This is a genomic window from Flavobacterium sp. UBA7680 (assembly GCF_002482975.1).
In the GTDB taxonomy this organism is placed as follows: Bacteria; Bacteroidota; Bacteroidia; order Flavobacteriales; family Flavobacteriaceae; genus Flavobacterium.
The window spans coordinates 76,674-93,146 of record NZ_DLHA01000031.1; the positions used below are offsets into that span (position 1 = coordinate 76,674).

The 16,473-nt window shown below is 33.2% G+C and carries 17 protein-coding genes; 5 read left to right on the forward strand and 12 right to left on the reverse strand.

From position 1 onward, the window contains the following. Positions 1-17: 17 nt before the first annotated feature. The 7 genes from B3C18_RS13710 to metG all read right to left on the reverse strand — a co-directional run bounded on the left by B3C18_RS13710 (position 18) and on the right by metG (position 8,353). Positions 18-1,475 (reverse strand): hypothetical protein, encoded by a 1,458-nt coding sequence (locus B3C18_RS13710; protein ID WP_291147692.1) that lies wholly within the window; start codon positions 1,473-1,475, stop codon positions 18-20. A 156-nt stretch (positions 1,476-1,631) separates the two neighbouring features. Further along, positions 1,632-2,762, reverse strand: coding sequence for an OmpA family protein (locus B3C18_RS13715; protein WP_291147694.1), 1,131 nt, complete (start codon positions 2,760-2,762; stop codon positions 1,632-1,634). A 108-nt stretch (positions 2,763-2,870) separates the two neighbouring features. After that, positions 2,871-3,503: a chloramphenicol acetyltransferase gene (locus B3C18_RS13720; protein WP_291147696.1), complete on the reverse strand. Its 633-nt coding sequence runs from the start codon at positions 3,501-3,503 to the stop codon at positions 2,871-2,873. Further along, on the reverse strand, positions 3,500-4,210 hold the full coding sequence (locus B3C18_RS13725; protein WP_291147698.1) for an HAD family hydrolase: 711 nt from the start codon (positions 4,208-4,210) through the stop codon (positions 3,500-3,502). The genes B3C18_RS13720 and B3C18_RS13725 overlap by 4 nt, the downstream gene beginning before the upstream one ends. A gap of 164 nt (positions 4,211-4,374) precedes the next feature. After that, on the reverse strand, positions 4,375-5,259 hold the full coding sequence (locus B3C18_RS13730) for a DMT family transporter (protein ID WP_291147700.1): 885 nt from the start codon (positions 5,257-5,259) through the stop codon (positions 4,375-4,377). A 328-nt stretch (positions 5,260-5,587) separates the two neighbouring features. Continuing rightward, the gene (locus B3C18_RS13735) at positions 5,588-5,866 is read right to left on the reverse strand and encodes a hypothetical protein (protein ID WP_291147702.1); all 279 of its coding nucleotides are present in this window, start codon (positions 5,864-5,866) and stop codon (positions 5,588-5,590) included. A 357-nt stretch (positions 5,867-6,223) separates the two neighbouring features. Continuing rightward, positions 6,224-8,353 (reverse strand): methionine--tRNA ligase, encoded by a 2,130-nt coding sequence (metG, locus tag B3C18_RS13740; protein WP_291147704.1) that lies wholly within the window; start codon positions 8,351-8,353, stop codon positions 6,224-6,226. 447 nt (positions 8,354-8,800) lie between these two features. Here metG and B3C18_RS13745 point away from each other — a divergent pair, with 447 nt between their 5' ends. Continuing rightward, positions 8,801-9,028, forward strand: a complete 228-nt coding sequence (locus tag B3C18_RS13745; RefSeq protein WP_035632488.1) for a CDGSH iron-sulfur domain-containing protein — start codon at positions 8,801-8,803, stop codon at positions 9,026-9,028. Between the two features lie 57 nt (positions 9,029-9,085). Here B3C18_RS13745 and B3C18_RS13750 read toward each other — a convergent pair whose 3' ends face one another. The 5 genes from B3C18_RS13750 to B3C18_RS13770 all read right to left on the reverse strand — a co-directional run bounded on the left by B3C18_RS13750 (position 9,086) and on the right by B3C18_RS13770 (position 12,182). After that, positions 9,086-9,841, reverse strand: coding sequence for a DUF2695 domain-containing protein (locus tag B3C18_RS13750; protein WP_291147708.1), 756 nt, complete (start codon positions 9,839-9,841; stop codon positions 9,086-9,088). Positions 9,842-9,873: 32 nt separating this feature from the next. Beyond that, the gene (locus tag B3C18_RS13755; protein WP_291147710.1) at positions 9,874-10,776 is read right to left on the reverse strand and encodes a PhzF family phenazine biosynthesis protein; all 903 of its coding nucleotides are present in this window, start codon (positions 10,774-10,776) and stop codon (positions 9,874-9,876) included. A 162-nt stretch (positions 10,777-10,938) separates the two neighbouring features. Then, positions 10,939-11,496 (reverse strand): YdeI/OmpD-associated family protein, encoded by a 558-nt coding sequence (locus B3C18_RS13760; RefSeq protein WP_291147712.1) that lies wholly within the window; start codon positions 11,494-11,496, stop codon positions 10,939-10,941. An 18-nt stretch (positions 11,497-11,514) separates the two neighbouring features. Then, positions 11,515-11,793 carry a hypothetical protein gene (locus B3C18_RS13765; RefSeq protein ID WP_291147714.1) on the reverse strand — a complete coding sequence of 93 codons (279 nt, stop codon included), beginning with the start codon at positions 11,791-11,793 and terminating at the stop codon, positions 11,515-11,517. Beyond that, a complete protein-coding gene (locus tag B3C18_RS13770; RefSeq protein ID WP_291147717.1) occupies positions 11,790-12,182 on the reverse strand; it encodes a hypothetical protein in 393 nt (130 codons plus the stop codon). Before B3C18_RS13770 ends, B3C18_RS13765 begins: the two co-directional genes overlap by 4 nt. A gap of 231 nt (positions 12,183-12,413) precedes the next feature. Here B3C18_RS13770 and B3C18_RS13775 point away from each other — a divergent pair, with 231 nt between their 5' ends. The 4 genes from B3C18_RS13775 (at position 12,414) to B3C18_RS13790 (ending at position 16,449) form a co-directional block, all read left to right on the forward strand. Beyond that, positions 12,414-12,842, forward strand: coding sequence for a hypothetical protein (locus B3C18_RS13775; protein ID WP_291147720.1), 429 nt, complete (start codon positions 12,414-12,416; stop codon positions 12,840-12,842). A gap of 79 nt (positions 12,843-12,921) precedes the next feature. Then, complete coding sequence (locus B3C18_RS13780) at positions 12,922-13,647, forward strand: DMP19 family protein (protein ID WP_291147850.1); 726 nt, start codon at positions 12,922-12,924, stop codon at positions 13,645-13,647. A 272-nt stretch (positions 13,648-13,919) separates the two neighbouring features. Further along, on the forward strand, positions 13,920-15,464 hold the full coding sequence (locus B3C18_RS13785) for a patatin-like phospholipase family protein (RefSeq protein WP_291147723.1): 1,545 nt from the start codon (positions 13,920-13,922) through the stop codon (positions 15,462-15,464). A gap of 91 nt (positions 15,465-15,555) precedes the next feature. Beyond that, complete coding sequence (locus B3C18_RS13790) at positions 15,556-16,449, forward strand: hypothetical protein (RefSeq protein WP_291147725.1); 894 nt, start codon at positions 15,556-15,558, stop codon at positions 16,447-16,449. Positions 16,450-16,473: the final 24 nt, after the last annotated feature.

The window sequence follows — 16,473 nt, forward strand, 5'->3', positions numbered from 1 at the left end:
ATTAATTATCAATAAATTTAATGGGTTTTAATTTGCCCAAAAGATGCCGGTTTCGAAAATACAGACTTATTCATAATTGGGTTTCCATTGTCTTCTCTAAGAGGACCATCTGTGAATTTACGAATTATAAATTGCTTTTGAGTATCATCATAATAGCTCAAAATAGAGTAGTCTTTTAGTTTTATAATGTTTTGAAGTAATACATTTTTGTTGATTCCTAAATAATAGAAAATATTATCAATTGCCAAAGGCTCTGATTTTACTGAAGTTGAAAAATCATTATTCTCGTTCATTACAGCATCAAAGAAAACCATTTTGTTTTGTGAATAATAGGAGTTTCCAGCATCATAAAAATCATTTTGCCCGTATTGGAAATTAGAAACAATGTATTCTACATAACCTCCAAATGTTAGGTAGCTGTTTTTTTTGTTTTCTAAAACAGAAACTCCAACGCTTAAATCTGTTAATTGTTTTAGGAATTTAGCCGTAGTTTTTAATTCCTGAGGTTTGTTATTATTTGTTTGAAGAAATAAAGGAGAATTTTTAAAACGGATGGTATCGTTTTTTGATACCGAAATGTTTTTAATCATTTTTCCTGACTCGAAATCTTTTATATCAAACAAAAATTCCTCGCTGTTAGCCTTGATTTGGTAGAGTTTATTTTGATTATAAAATGAATTAGAAGTTTTAGAGGTTTTAAGAGAAGCAGGCTGATTAAAATTTCTCTCAGTAACTTCAAGTGTTTTTATGTTAAGATCAAAAACTTGTGTTTTTTGAAAACTATAGTCAAATGTCAACATAATATGATCGTCAAGAACATACATTTTGTTTATGCTTGAAGCTTTATCAAGAGGATTAAAATCATTTAACTCCATTTTTTCAATGGGATAGTATCGAATAAGGGAGCTAAAAGTTAAGTTTTGCCCTTTTTCGGTTTGAAATTTAAAATCTGAAAAATCGAACATTTTTATTTCACAGTTTCCGTTTTTAAATTCATAAAGCAGAAGATGCTGCTGGCTTTTTTCTTTGGCCAGAACATAAAAATTATTGTTCTTTTGAAAACTCGTTATAATATATTCATTGCCTTCGGGAAAATCAAAATTTAAAGATCTTGAAGTTTTTGTCTCCAAAAAATATTTAACGATCCTGATATTTCTTGAATTCTGAGAGCTCCAGTAAAGCAGCGGATTACCATCTTCGTTAATACTGCAGCCAATTAACGATCTCTTTTCTACACTTTTTATAGAATCTGTAAATTGATTGGTGAGAAATAGTGATTTGTTATATTTTAAAATGTTGACCTTTTTGTCATCGGCCGCAAAAACATAAATATCATGCGTTTTTACATCTTCAACATTTAAAATTTGACCATCTTCCAGAGGATTGTTTAGGTTTAATGGAAATGAATTCAATACTGTCTGGCTTAACAATACTGATTTAGAAAGTAAAAGCAAAAAAAGTACAAGTTTTTTCATGGGTTTTTACGGGCAAATATTATTCCAAATTTAATGAAATTATTGTGATTATAATTTAAGCATAGAAAGTGGAATAGATATTTTGAAACATTAAAACACAAAAAAGCCCGAAAGAATTAACTTTCGGGCTTTTGAATTAATTACTTTTTAAAAGAATTATTTTACTTTAAAAGTAACTCTTCTAGCTAATCTTCTAGCTTCATCAGAATCTTTTTGGATTGATGTATCTGCTCCAGCAGGAATAACATTTAATCTTGAAGAAGCAATTCCAGCTTGAGTTAGAATCTTTTTAACATTTTCTGCTCTTGCATTTGATAATTTCTCATTGTAATCTGCTTTTCCAACTTGGTCAGCATATCCAATAATATCAAGAGATGCAGAAGGATTTTTTCTTAAATAAGATAATACAACATCAATTGCAGCAGTTGAATTTTCGATAGGAGTTGCTTTGTTGAAATCAAAGTATACGCTGTAATACTTGTCATTAATCAAATCTTTAACAACATCTCTGTCGTTTACCATATTGTTTGTAACTGGTTTTTCTACGATAACTTGCTTTTCTGGCATGTTTTTGATTCTGTTTTCAAGATCAGCAATTTTGTTGTCATACGCTGAAAGATCAACATTTTCAGAAACTACAGTCCAGTCAGCATGTTTAGTGTTTTTACCTAAATAAACATTTAACCCCACTGTACCGTTGAAAATTAATCCAGAGAAACCTCTGTTTCCAGGAAGTGCAGCTCCGTCAAAAGATCTGTCTTGAGATGCATTAAAAATTGAAGAGAAATCTCCAGTTAAAGCAAGTCTGTTTGATAATTTTATTTGACCAGTTACACCAGCAATAAAGTTACCCATTTCGTCTGCTCCTCTAAAGCTATCACTTCTTAATTGAGAGTAACCAAAACCAGCATGTCCTAACAATCCAATAGTATTAGTCCATGTTTCAAAATTCATGATACACCCTAAGTTCGCAACAGCTTGTAAATCTACTCTGTAGTATTTTGAATCAAAATCTAAAGAGTTGCTTTTACCTTTAAAACTGTTGTAACCAACATCAGCTTTTAAACCGAATTTGTTATTGAACATGTAACGTACTCCGAAATCACCAACCCATGGACTTGGCGTACTTGTAAAGTAACCGTCAGAAAATGGTTTTTGAGGCTTGTTTACACCACCAGCAAATTCTATAGACCACTTATTGTAATTGTTCGAAGAATTTGTTTCTGTTTGTGCATTTACGCCTGTTAAGCCTAAAGCAAATGCAAGAATAATTACAGATTTTTTCATTGTAATTTGAGTTTTAAAATTTTCCCCAAACCAACGAATTTAATACAGCTTGACTATTCCAGTAAAAGGTATTATAGTATTAAAATAAGACAAAAAGTAAGATAAGGATTATTTTTTATTCATCTGATCCTGAAGCAAATCTACAAATTGACCTACGTGTAAACCGTCCATTAAGCCATGATGTACGTGAACAGACATTGCAATGGTACGTTTTCCTGTCTCAGATGTTATCATTTTACCAAAAGAAACTTTAGGACAGCTGTCTGGAAATGTATAGCTTCTGGCATGCGAAAGCGAAGTAAAATTCAACCACGGAATTGCCGAAAAATGAATCACATTATCGTCATCAAAAGATCTCGTGAAAAGTCCGGTTGTGTTTTGAATGCGTTCGATTTCTGCAAGGGCATTTTTTTCGAAGATTTTAAAATCAGGGTTATATTCAATTAATGAAAACCCGAAAGTGCCGTCTTCACGACCAATTGTTGCCGAAACGTCTATGCGGTCATTAATGTATATTTTGCCATCGGCAATTCTGTACCTGAAATTTTCGATTGCGTTTACAGCAACCAGTGTTTTATGTAGATAGAAAAGGAAAAAAGAAACCTTAAGTTCTTTGGAAATTTCATAAGCTTTTGTGCAGTCAATTTCGACAGTTGCACCAAAAAAAGGTTCTTCCATTCTGCAGAAATGTGCGAAATGCTCTTTTCTGTTCCAGTTTTCTAAGTCTAAAAGTGTTTTCATTTTATTAAATTATGGACTACTTCTGTAATCTTTTCGAATGAACTAAAATGTTCGTGTTCAACTTTATGGTTTATTTTTTCATGTTCCCAAGTGGTGTGAAACGGAATGTGAACGGCATAACCGCCAATTTCTAAAACTGGCAGAATATCTGATTTTAATGAATTTCCAATCATTAAAAATTCATGTGCCTGAATATCTAAACGGCCAAGCAGTTTCTCATAATCAATTTCTTGTTTGTCTGACATTACTTCGATATGATGAAAATAATGACCTAAACCAGAACGATGCAATTTGCTGTGCTGATCTTTTAAGTCGCCTTTTGTGGCAACGACCAATTTATATTTTCCGTGTAAAGCCTGCAGCGTTTCTTCGATTCCGTCGAGCAATTCGATTGGCTTTTCGAGTAGCTCTTTTCCATACTGAATTATCTTTTCGATCACTTCAACCGGAATTGTATTGTTTGAAATGTTCATCGCCGCTTCAATCATCGAAAGAATATATCCTTTAATTCCGTAACCGTACAAAGGCAGATTTGCAATTTCGATTTTAAATAATTCCTGCGAAATACCTTGATGCGAAAGATAATCTTCCATCAAAGCGCAAAACTTGTGTTCTGTTTCCTGAAAATAAGGTTCGTTTACAAATAAAGTATCATCGGCATCAAATGCGATTACTTTTAAGTTTGGTATTTTGTTTTTATGTAACATAAGTTTTTTGTTTCAGGTTTTTTTTTGTTTCAAGTTTCAGGTTTTTTAGCCACGAATTGCACTAATTTCCACTAATTTTTTGCCACAGATTAAAATGATTTTAAGGATTTTTTAAAAAATAAATCCGCGTAAACCTGTTTAATCCGTAAAATCCGCGGGCCAACTTATTTAGAAAACATTCTTTTTAAAGAAATTGTTTTATCATAAAAAGTAATTCGGATTCCGAAAAGTAAAACGATTCCACCGAAAACCATTTGTAAAGTTATTTTTTCTTCTAAAAATAACCAAGCTAAAATAGAGGTAATTACAGCCTGACTCAATAAACTCAATGAAACTCTGGTCGCGCGCATGTGCTGCGTCGCATAACTAATCGAAAGCCAGGCGCACAATTGGCAAATTACGGCTTGAAGAATGAGAACAAACCAACCCGTATTTGAAAATCCTTTAAAAGACTCGTTTAAAGAATAACAAAGAATTCCCAGATAAAGACTCGAAGCCAATAAACTAATGGTCATAAACGATAAAACATCGACTTGGGAAAGTACATTTTTGCTGACCAAAAGATAAATCGAATATAAGATTCCGGATAAAACAGCAAATAGAAAAGCTTGATTAAAGTTCAAATCAATAAAAAACTCAAATCCAACTAAAGTCACCATTCCGAATAAAGAAACAATTGTTCCAATCCAAAAGTTTGTTGCTGGTTTTGATTTCAGAAATAAAAAGGAACCAATTCCAACCCAAACCGGAGATAAATTTGTGAGTAAAGAAGCCTGAGTTGCACTAGAATCCTGAATGGCGATATTCCAAACTGCAACATCCGAAGAAAACAAAACACCGCAAAGCATTGCCAAAAGAGTAAATTTCAAACTCGGAAGTTTAAAGTTTTTACTTAAAACAACATAAGGCAAAAGTAAAACGACTGCAAAAAACATTCGGTAAAAAGCCGAAATTAATCCCGGCGTTAAACGTAATTTAACCAATATAGGAAAAATCGAAATGCAGAGTATACCGCAGATTAAGGCTAATCTTGGTTTGGTGATTTTCATTATTATATTTTTTGCTAAGTTCTTGTTTTTAATAATGTGAATCAAGGAAAAATGTGCCGTTGACCACAAAACATCGATAGTGCGTTAGTTATTTTTAATAAAAGTAAATCAAGTATGAAAATGTGCCGTTAGGCACAAAATATCGGTAGAAAAAATAAATTGGAATAAATCCAGCGTGCCGTAGGTACGCAATGGTTATTGTTGTTGCGTACCTACGGCACGCCAACGAATATCGAACCCAATTGTCTACCGATATTTTGTGCCTAACGGCACATTTTTACCTTTGATTCTATTGTAATAAGAGGATTAAATTTGTTTTTGTGTGGTATTATGCATTCATGATTTTCCGGCAGGCATTGTTAATTTCCTTATCAGAAAATTGCCCGAGCGTTTCTGCCAGCATTTTGCTGGTTCTAATGGAGTTTATCATTCTGATTCTCAGATCTTGATCATCGCCCATTTCGGTTAACAGAATTGTCTCGAAAATTTCAGTCAAATATTCGGGATGATCTCTAAAATCATCTACAAACCAAAGGTCTGAAAGGAATTTTGCCATTGCTGTCATTACAGCTGTTTCTGTTGTTTTTTCATTTTCTCTTTTTTGCATAAACCTGAAAATATTAAACGCACGAATCCCTCGTTTTAGATGTGCAAAAAATACCCCATAGGGATAGGTTTTCCCATTGTTTCCTCAGGGACATCATGACGAGGGATTCGCTTATGTTAACTTTTATTAGAAGTTCCTAAATAAATCCTATAGTGTATTTTTTGCAGAACAAACTTACAAATATAAATTTGAAAGAAATAATAAAATGTAGGAATTTTATTTGTGTTTTGATTCTGTCAGTGCTGTCATTTCGAGGAACGAGAAATCGCACTAGAAACTCAACAACAGTGCGTGAATCTCGCGTGCGATTTCTCGTTCCTCGAAATGACAAACGATATGCTTAATGTCTAAATCAGTTTAATTTACAGTCGCTCCATTTGGCGCATCAGCATCAGGATTTACAAAAACCAATTTACCTTCGGCATTTGTTGTCATCAAAATCATTCCCTGGCTTTCAACTCCACGTAAAGCTCTTGGCGCTAAATTGGCTAAAACAGAAACACGTTTTCCGATGATTTCTTCTGGAGAAAAACTCTCAGCAATTCCCGAAACAATTGTACGAACGTCAATTCCTGTATCAACTTTAAGAACCAAAAGTTTGTTTGCTTTTGGCATTTTTTCTGCCTCAAGAATAGTTCCAATACGAATATCCATTTTGGCAAAATCATCAAACTGAATTAAATCTTTTTGTGGTTCAGCTTGTTTGTTTTCGGCAAGGTTAGCGGTTTTTGTAGCTTCCAATTTATCTATTTGTTTTTGTATTTCTTCGTCTTCTATTTTTGCGAAAAGCAATTCTGCTTCACCAATTTGATGGCCTTCTGGAATTAAATCTGAATTTTGAGACACATCTTCCCACTTAATTAGTACAGGAGTTGGAAGATTGTGCTTTCTCATTTCACGTTCTTCAACTACTGTGTATTTTTCCTCATTTTTTACAACATTCACATTAAGTATTCTTTCTAGTTTTTTTGTTGTAAAAGGTAAAAATGGTTCGCATAAAACGCTCAACGCAGCAGCAATTTGAAGTGCAACATACATTTGGGTTTTTACACGCTCCGGATCGTCTTTCATTACTTTCCAAGGCTCTTCATCGGCAAGATATTTATTTCCTAAACGGGCAACATTCATCAATTCACCTAAAGCTTCACGGAATCTGTAACGCTCAATTGAACTTGCAATTACAGCTGGATACGCTTTTAATTCTGCTAAAGTTGCTTCGTCAACTTCTGTAAATTCATTTGGAGCTGGAATAACACCTTCGTAATATTTGTTGGTTAAAACCACAACACGATTAATGAAATTTCCGAAAATAGCAACTAATTCATTGTTATTTCTCGCTTGAAAACTTTTCCATGTAAAATCGTTGTCTTGTGTTTCCGGAGCATTTGATGTTAAGGCGTAACGCAATACATCTTGTTTCCCAGGAAAATCTTCTAAATATTCGTGTAACCAAACTGCCCAGTTTTTTGAAGTCGAAAGCTTATTTCCTTCTAAATTTAAAAACTCATTTGCGGGAACGTTGTCTGGTAAAATATAACTTCCTTCGGCTTTAAGCATTGCAGGGAAAATGATACAGTGAAAAACAATATTGTCTTTCCCAATAAAGTGAACCAGTTTCGTTTCTTCATCTTTCCAGTATGGTTCCCAGTCTTTTCCTTGGCGCGCTGCCCATTCTTTCGTAGAAGAAATGTATCCAATAGGCGCATCAAACCAAACATATAATTTTTTTCCTTCGGCACCTTCAACAGGAACATCAATTCCCCAGTCAAGGTCACGCGTTACAGCACGAGGCTCAAGTCCGCCATCGATCCAAGATTTAACTTGTCCGTAAACGTTAGGTTTCCAGTCCTTTTTATGACCTTTTATGATCCATTCTGTCAAAAAATCAGAATAACGGTCTAAAGGCAAAAACCAGTGTTTTGTTTCTTTTAAAATTGGAGTTTCTCCGGTAATGGTTGATTTTGGATTAATTAAGTCCGTCGCATTCAAAGTCGATCCGCAATTTTCACATTGATCTCCGTAAGCTCCATCATTACCACATCTTGGGCAAGTTCCTACCACAAAACGATCTGCTAGAAACTGATTTGCTTTTGCATCGTACAACTGCTCTGTAACTTCTTCAATAAAATCGCCTTTATCGTACAAAGTTCTAAAGAATTCTGAAGCTGTATCGTGATGAACTTTAGCCGAAGTTCTGGAATAATTATCAAAAGAAATATCGAAATCAGAAAATGATTTGCGAATGATTTCGTGATATTTATCTATAACTTCTTGTGGCGTAACTCCTTCTTTTTTTGCTTTCATCGAAATTGCAACACCGTGTTCATCGCTTCCGCAGATAAAAGCAACATCTTTATTTTGCAAACGCAAATATCTCGAATATATATCTGCAGGCACGTAAACCCCCGCCAAATGGCCAATGTGGATTGGTCCGTTTGTATAAGGTAATGCTGCCGTAATAGTATATCTCTTTGGATTTTGTATCATAACTCAATTTTATTGAGTGCAAAAATAAGCAATAGAATTGAGATTTTGTTATTACACGGAGATTCGCTGAGGTTTTCGTTGTGTTTTTAATCTCGCAAAGTCGCAGAGACGCAAAGTTTTTTAATCTAAGTTGTTCAATTGCCTCCAGCTTTAGCTGGAGGTTACATGAAGATAATTTGTGTGGCTTTAGCCAAAACGCATATTTTGGCTAAAGCCGATTTTGAAGGCAATCATAATTTCATCCAGCTAAAGCTAGACGCAATTAAATAAAATACTTTGCGTCTCTGCGACTTTGCGAGATTATTTCGCCGCAACAACAAAAATCTTTGTGAATCTCTGCGATAAAAACCCATAAAATAGAACCAGTTTAAACTAGCATTACAAGTAAAATCTTCGAGATTTATTTCGCAATCTTTGCTTTCCGAAAAAAAACAAAAAAACAAGTTTATGAGCAAGACAAAATTAATCATCAATAAAAACGGATCGATCAAAATAGAAGGTGATTTTGAAATCATGGATCCGGAAGGAGTACTTTACGGTTTACAAGGAAGATCTGCACTTGGACTTTGCCGTTGCGGATTATCTAACAACAAACCATTTTGCGATGGTGGACACAGAAACAATTTCGAACATGATTCTGTTGCGTTTGATTTACCGCCAATGAAAACGAACTAAGAATTCGAATTATCGAATTGATATAAAAAAAGCGACATTAAATGTCGCTTTTTTTATTTAAAGAATGTTATTCAGTAGTTTTTCAAATTCTTTAATGTCGCCTTTATGCCTGCTTAATTCAGTATTCATTTTTAATAACCATTGTGGATTATCTTTATTTGTACACCAAATTTTTACAGGAGTCCAATTTTTGTTTTTTGCAACAATTGCAGAATAATTACCCAATTGAATACGTTCGATAGTCAAATCTTCAAGATTATAATTTAGTTCGGTTTCATTTATCCAGAGATTTATCCATTGTTCGTCGTTATCATATTGAAATGAAGACAAATGACTTTGTAAACTAACGGTGCAATTATTGTTTTTTCCTATTTGAAATTGGTATTCTTTGCTATTTGTTGATGTTATTTCTATTAGATTCCAAGGCGAAGGAACTTTTTCAATATGGAAACAAAAATCAGTCTTTAAACTATTGATTTTTTGTTTATGAATATCTTTTTTAACAATAGAATTAATTTTAGGCGGATTAAGATAATCAAACAAATCTTCAACATTGGCTAAAATTTCACAATCGCAATAGCCACCATTTTCGGATAACCATTCAATAACTTCATCTATATTTGAAACTCCATTTTTTTGCAAAAATGTTTTTGTAATTACTGAACTATGATCACATCCATGTTCTAATTCGTCATCTAAAAAATCAAATAACTTTGGGAATATATTTTCATTAATAGGAAGGCTTTGCCTGAACTCAACTAGTTCTTCTTTCTCACGTTGCTTTGATAGTTCTTTTCGTTTTTTCTTATCCATAATATTGAAGCTATACCGTCAAATGTGATAGTTTAAATATACAATTCCCCCTTCATAGTAATTATCGAAGAACCGCCAACTAAAATATCTTCTTCACGATTCATAACTTCAATCATTGAGGCTTGTTTTAATTTTACGCCCTGAAGAATTTTATATTCCTTTTCAGATTTAGTGAATTTCTTTTGCGTTAAAAAGCCAATTAAAGGGCCTGCAGCCGTTCCTGTCGCCGGATCTTCAAATATGCCGATTATTGGGTTAAAAAATCTCGTTTCGACAATATGTTCCTGGCCTTCATCGGCAATGGTGAAACAATAAAATCCTTCAAAATTATATTCTTTTGAGATTTCGATTAAAAGTTGGTTGTCTGGAACGCAGCTATTGAGTAATTGACTATTTTTTATGGGAACCATCGTGTGTGCAACTTCTGTTTTCACTATTGTTGGAACAAAAGCATTTACATCTAAATCTTCAATTTTTAAACCGAGAGCTATTGCAATTCTATAAGTTGGAATTTCTTGTTTGATAACGGCCGATTTTTGATGCATTTGAACAACAGGATAAAAAGTAACGGGATCAAAACTTACCGTTAACGGAATTGGAGAACGTTTCATAATTACAAAAAGTTCGCTTTCGTTTTGCTCATCAAAAATGGGCATTCCTTTTAGCAGAGCACCGCAGACTGCGCCTAATAAATTATGTCCTGCACCGTCGATTTCAATTCCGGTTGGAGTAAACGAACGAACATTTAGTGCTTTCTTTTCTTTAGAATAGTAAACGAATGAAGTTTCAGAATAGCCAAATTCTTTAGAAATATCCTGATAAGTTTCTAGTTTTAGATTTCCATCGGTAAAAACTACCGAAAGCGGATTTCCTTTATAGCTTTCATTTGAAAACACATCTAAAACATAATATTCTAATGCTGTTCTTCCTTCCATTCCTTATTTCTTTTATTTTTTTGAGGCAATAAAATTACGGTTTATTATTGTAAATAACCTACAGGAAAAACACCCATTTTTGTAGTTATTTTGTTAAAAGAAGTTCGCTTTCAGAATCAAGAAATTCAGGTTGAACTGTTGGTAGAATATCCTTTTATTACTTTACAACATTCGTTTTCCTTCAGCACTAAATTTTATTGCTTTCTCTAATCTTGCAAGTCTGGTTTTTTCTTGTTTGGCACTCATAATTACGTGAATTATTACTTTTTTGTAAGATGGCGCCTGATTGTTGAAATATTCCCAAGCTGTTTCATTGGCTTTAAATAGCTTTTCAAACTCAGGATCGAGAACATACGCTTCGTTTTCGTGCGAATAAATTTTAGATCTTTCTTCAGATCTGTGTTCGAAAGCTTTTATTCCGGCTTCTTTCATCAATCCGGCTTTTGTGAGCACTTCAACTTTTTTAATGTTTATAACACTCCAAATACTCGATTTTTTTCTCGGTGTAAATCTAATCGTATAACTTTCCTCGTCAATAGTTCTTCGAATGCCGTCAATCCAGCCAAAACAAAGTGCCTGATCTACAGATTCTGACCAGGTCATAGATGGTTTTTTGGTGCTTACTCTATAGAAACCAACTATAAGTTCGGTTTCTTTTTGATAATGCTTTTCTAACCATTCTCTAAATTTTTCTTGGGTTGGGAAGAAGGTTGGGGTCATGTGGATTATTTAAGATAGTTACAAATTAGAAATAAATCTAAAAATCCATAAAAGTATAATAAATAACAGAAAAGAAAATTGAACTTTATTGACTTTTTGATTTCCAAACTTTCTAACCAATAATCGATCAATCAATATAACTAGAGAAACAGGAATCAAGCCAAATAAAATATAAATTCCCAATAAACCATCTTGCGCCGAATTTCCTGTTATAAGGATAATGGCATAAATTATTCCTGCTAAAATGGAGAGAATTCCTAAAAGGAAAAATAAGGTTAGTTTTTTTGGGAAGTTCATATAGTGGTCTTGATTATTCTTCTTGCACGAAAGAAAATTACAATTGAAATAATAAAATTAGTAAAAAGTTCGGTTAAAGCTTCGTGACTAATTATTTCAAAACAACCTGTTATGAAAACCAATATTGAAAAGAAAATGTTAAACCAACCAAATAGTAAAAGAAAAAAAACTTTGGCTTGATTTGATTTCCAAATCTTTAAAAATGAAAGTAAAATAATCAATATACCTAGTCCTGAACTAATCCAGCAGCTCCATAATAAAAAACCAAGTGTTTCAAATCCGTGAAACCATCCTGGATCTTCGAAGAAATAAATAAAAAATGCAATAACAGACCAGATATTGGTGATCAAAAGAGAAAGTAGTAAACTTTTGTAAATAATGTTTTTCATGGTTTGGTGGTTTTTTAGTTAAATATTGAAACTTACACTATTACATTTATCATGCCGAAGGTTTTGCCAATTCAATTTTAGTTTTATCGAATTCTATAAAGCCATTATTATGAAATCAAATTAGTTTTTGTAAAAAAAACTTTATGTTTGCGTTTCATATTTAATAAAAGCCAAATCAAATGAAAAAATTAAAAAAAATCATGTTTTTTACTATTGCCGTATTCGCTAGTTTTGTCGTCATGCAGTAGCGACGATTCTCCAAATGACCCGGAGGAAGATCAAACAACAACGAATTTCATTAAATTTAATTACAAAGGTAAAACGTATTCTTACGAACCAACTCTTTCGACTTCATTGTCAATGAACATTTACGGAAGTGAAGGAATTGATGACACATATAAAAAAGTTTCTCTATGGATGCCTTTAAAGCCTACATTAGGAAGTCACCCAATTGTTTTTGATTTATCTCATCTTGAGACAACGTATCAGGCAAGATTTACCTTCATGCCAGATTTTAATAATACGGATGGAACAACGGGAACTCTTAATATTACAGTTCTTACGGATAAAAAAATCGAAGGAACATTTAATTTTTCGGGCACAAAAAACAATGCGACTTTTGAAGTTACAGAAGGCAGTTTTAGCGTTGAAAGATTCTAGAAAAATAATATAGTCTTTAAGAAAAGCAGTAAATTTGTATCTACTGCTTTTTTATTTGGAAAAATTAAATATCTAAATCATGGCAAAGGGACCCGAAAAAAACACCAAAAATAAGGCCTTGCACACTAAGTTGCTAAAAAGAAAAAAGGCAAAGCTTCGAGAAGAAAAGGAAGCCCAGTCCAAAAGATTAAAGGCTTTAACAGCTCAAATGAATGAAAAAAATAACGGCGAAGATCTTGATCTTAGCAAAAACAAAACTCAAATGGAGGAATTCGGTAGAATAATAGTTTCTGAAACAGCAATGAAAAGTGAAAATCCGCAAGATGTTATTCACTCTAATATTTCGGTAATCAACTTAATGCGAGAAGAAGGTGTAGACGACGAATTTATTCACGAAGACGCATTGACGAGTTATTATCTCGATTATTACTATTCACAATATACCGAAGGAAATTTTTCGCAGTTTGTCTACAATTCAGGTTGGAACAAAGAACTAAACGAACTTATCGAAGAAGGTTTGGCTTTAATTGGTGCCGAAAAACACTTAGAATTGTTTCTGGCACAAAGCAAAAAAGTTAGATTAATGAGTAATATCAAGCTCGGAAAATTCCTGAAAGCAAAATTAGAAGGCGTAAACCCAGTTCGCGATTCATTAAACAACGACACTTTTTTTGAATTAGAAGAAAATCTGGCCGAACTAAATGCCAATTTCTTAAAAAACCATCCCGATTTTGAAGTCCTTTCTGTAGACGAAATGTTTGCAGATTTGGAGGAATATGTTGGGCATGAGATTAAGAGAGCGTAGTTTTTTAGGTTCAAAGGTTATTTTTGTCATTTCGACTGAAAGGAGAAATCGCACAAGAAACTCTACAAAGATTGGCGATTTTGCATGTCGAATTACTAGTGCGATTTCTCCTTTCAGTCGAAATGACAAGATTGTGTTTAAAACTTTGCGACTTCGCGACTTTGCGAGATTAAAACATAAAACTTTGCTAATCTTTTGAAGTCTTCGTATAACATTGTGCAATATCTTTATTAATTTCGCTTTGAGTGATTTATCTATTTAAAAAATTCGAAATGAGATATAAATATTGTCACATTCTGCTCATTCTTTTTACTCAAGCAGCAATTTCTCAAAATAAAATCAACCTTTTTTCAGAGATCAATTACAGTTCGATTCCTGCCGTTTCCTTATCAGATTATAAATCGGTTCAGGAAAGAGATCAAAAATTTCAAAATCCGCATATTGCACTCGGAATTGGGATTTCTGGCGGAGGCTCACGCGCACAGTTTTTTAGCATGGGCGTTCTTCTCGGACTTGAAGAAATTAGTGAAAACTATCTGGATCGCAATTTTTTAAATGAAATCGATTATTACTCAACAGTTTCTGGCGGTTGCTTTTCGGCGGGATATTATTTAACCGTTTTAAAAAACAAACTGCATCATGATAATTGTTCTTTCAACGAATTTTACTTTTCAAAAGCCGATGCCTTCAAAGATTATGTAGATAAATCGGCCAATATTTTATCGCTTTTAAACAACAGCCGAAACGAAAAAGGAGATAAAATATCGATGTCACAACGCATTGATGCCGATATTTTACAATATGATGTGACAAATCCTGACAACAAAGATAAATTCGAGACCCAAATGCTTTTATCTGATTTTTTTGTTCCAAAGGAAAGCAAATCAGAACCTTCACTGCCTATGTTTGTTGCCAACGGAACCGCTTTTAATAACGGCGAACGCATTCCGTTTATGCCGCATATCATCAAAGGATTAGCTATAGATGAATCACTTGCGCCCAATAAAGCTGATCTTGTTTTGAATCAAAACAAAATAAACGACGGCTACAATTTTCCGGTTACTTACGGAATTACAGCAAGTTCTGCTTTTCCGGGCGTTCTCCCAAAGGTGAAATTCGGAATTAAAAATCAGGATAAAATTTTATGTATTATTGATGGCGGCGCTTCAGATAATACAGGTTATAAAACTTTGGTTGAACTTCTTCATGCTGATACAACTGTTGATGATAAAAACAAAAAAGCGCTTTTTATTGATTGTCTCGGACAAGGAAAAAAAACACCATATATCAACGATACAAAAATTGGATTGCTTTCCCTTTTTGAAACCGCTTCACTTTACACCGTTCAAACCCGATATATAACTTTTGACAGAGACGTAGAAAACACTTTTGAACGCTATAAAATTCCAGCAAAAAATTATCAGGTTATTGGTTTTACTACCATTCGAAATCATTTGCAAAAAATGGAAAAAGATGAAAAGTATGAAGAATTGGTAACAGAATTAAAAACCACAAATGACGATGCTGCCGGCTGGTTTAAATTATTTACTGAATTTAAAACAGATATCGTAAACAAATTCGGCGAAAGCGCATTCAGAAAAAATAAAGACGGCGAGATCATTGCGGCAACTCTTCAAAAAGATAAATTTTCAGAATTTACAGCCGGAGAAATTCTGTTAATGTATGAATACACATCGCACATTGAAACAAAACTCCGAATTAGACCCGAAGAAAGAGATATGCTGCTTTTGGCAGGACGATTTGCAGTGTTTTTAAAAAACAATGAATTAAGAGAATTATTAGTAGAATATAAATAATTTACCAATTTTATTAAATTTTTGATTTTATTTAAAAAGCTAACTAAGAATATTTTATATTTGATAGCCCCTAATTTTAAAATCAACACCAATGAAAATTAAAACCTACTTAATTCTCAGTGGCATTTTTCTATTTCTATATTCTTGTGGAAAAAACGAAAAACAGATCATTGACGAAAACGCCCCATCGTTAGCCGTTCAGTCTGAAAACCCAAAACCAGCAGAACAGCTTCTTTTTAGAAAAAGTGAAGACATTGTTCCTTCCGAAGAACTCAATTTGAGCCTGCTCAAAAAAACCGCCGAAAATCTAAACATCAAATATTCAAATATTAAAATTGAAGATGTAAGTTCGATTCGTTACAACAACGAAACAACCTTTTTTGTGATTTGCGTTATTAAGAAAAACAAAACAAAGTCGGGCGAAGAAGATTTAGGCAATTATTACGAAAGAAAATTCGTTTTTGTTAATAATGAAAATGGAAAAATTCTGGCAGAAGAAACAGATAAAAACCTCGGCTATTACGAAAATGAAGGTTTAAGAGTTGCCAAAACCTATATTTTAAATCATGTATTACAACTTAATGACAAAACTCCTGCGATCGCTTTCAGCACAGAAGTATATTCAAACAGCAGAGTTGTAATGTTTTCTGAAGAAAAATTTACCATCGTCACTTTTGATGGAAACAGAATCAGAAAGGTTTTATACGAATATCCAATTCGATCTGCAAACGGAGATTCAAACGGAGGCGGAACGTATCAAATAGAAACTTTAGAAACTGGAATAAGCCTTTCAGATTCACAAACAAAAGGTTTTTATGATGTATTGGTTTCCAAAATCTATACTTATGAAGACGCAGCCGAAGAAGATTTAGAAAACGATGTGCAGCAAAAAAGCGATTTAAAAGTCAAAAAAGAATTTCAAAAACTGAAATTTGACGGAAAAACTTATTCATTTAAAAAAGACGATAGGAATCGGTTTTTGTAAATTCGCATTCAATTGAAACTAAAC

Coding starts and splice junctions, on each gene's coding strand:
- B3C18_RS13710 (WP_291147692.1), bottom strand. CDS start 1,475: ATGAAAAAACTTGTACTTTTTTTGCTTTTACTTTCTAAATCAGTATTG.
- B3C18_RS13715 (WP_291147694.1), bottom strand. CDS start 2,762: ATGAAAAAATCTGTAATTATTCTTGCATTTGCTTTAGGCTTAACAGGC.
- B3C18_RS13720 (WP_291147696.1), bottom strand. CDS start 3,503: ATGAAAACACTTTTAGACTTAGAAAACTGGAACAGAAAAGAGCATTTC.
- B3C18_RS13725 (WP_291147698.1), bottom strand. CDS start 4,210: ATGTTACATAAAAACAAAATACCAAACTTAAAAGTAATCGCATTTGAT.
- B3C18_RS13730 (WP_291147700.1), bottom strand. CDS start 5,259: ATGAAAATCACCAAACCAAGATTAGCCTTAATCTGCGGTATACTCTGC.
- B3C18_RS13735 (WP_291147702.1), bottom strand. CDS start 5,866: ATGCAAAAAAGAGAAAATGAAAAAACAACAGAAACAGCTGTAATGACA.
- metG (WP_291147704.1), bottom strand. CDS start 8,353: ATGATACAAAATCCAAAGAGATATACTATTACGGCAGCATTACCTTAT.
- B3C18_RS13745 (WP_035632488.1), top strand. CDS start 8,801: ATGAGCAAGACAAAATTAATCATCAATAAAAACGGATCGATCAAAATA.
- B3C18_RS13750 (WP_291147708.1), bottom strand. CDS start 9,841: ATGGATAAGAAAAAACGAAAAGAACTATCAAAGCAACGTGAGAAAGAA.
- B3C18_RS13755 (WP_291147710.1), bottom strand. CDS start 10,776: ATGGAAGGAAGAACAGCATTAGAATATTATGTTTTAGATGTGTTTTCA.
- B3C18_RS13760 (WP_291147712.1), bottom strand. CDS start 11,496: ATGACCCCAACCTTCTTCCCAACCCAAGAAAAATTTAGAGAATGGTTA.
- B3C18_RS13765 (WP_291147714.1), bottom strand. CDS start 11,793: ATGAACTTCCCAAAAAAACTAACCTTATTTTTCCTTTTAGGAATTCTC.
- B3C18_RS13770 (WP_291147717.1), bottom strand. CDS start 12,182: ATGAAAAACATTATTTACAAAAGTTTACTACTTTCTCTTTTGATCACC.
- B3C18_RS13780 (WP_291147850.1), top strand. CDS start 12,922: ATGGCAAAGGGACCCGAAAAAAACACCAAAAATAAGGCCTTGCACACT.
- B3C18_RS13785 (WP_291147723.1), top strand. CDS start 13,920: ATGAGATATAAATATTGTCACATTCTGCTCATTCTTTTTACTCAAGCA.
- B3C18_RS13790 (WP_291147725.1), top strand. CDS start 15,556: ATGAAAATTAAAACCTACTTAATTCTCAGTGGCATTTTTCTATTTCTA.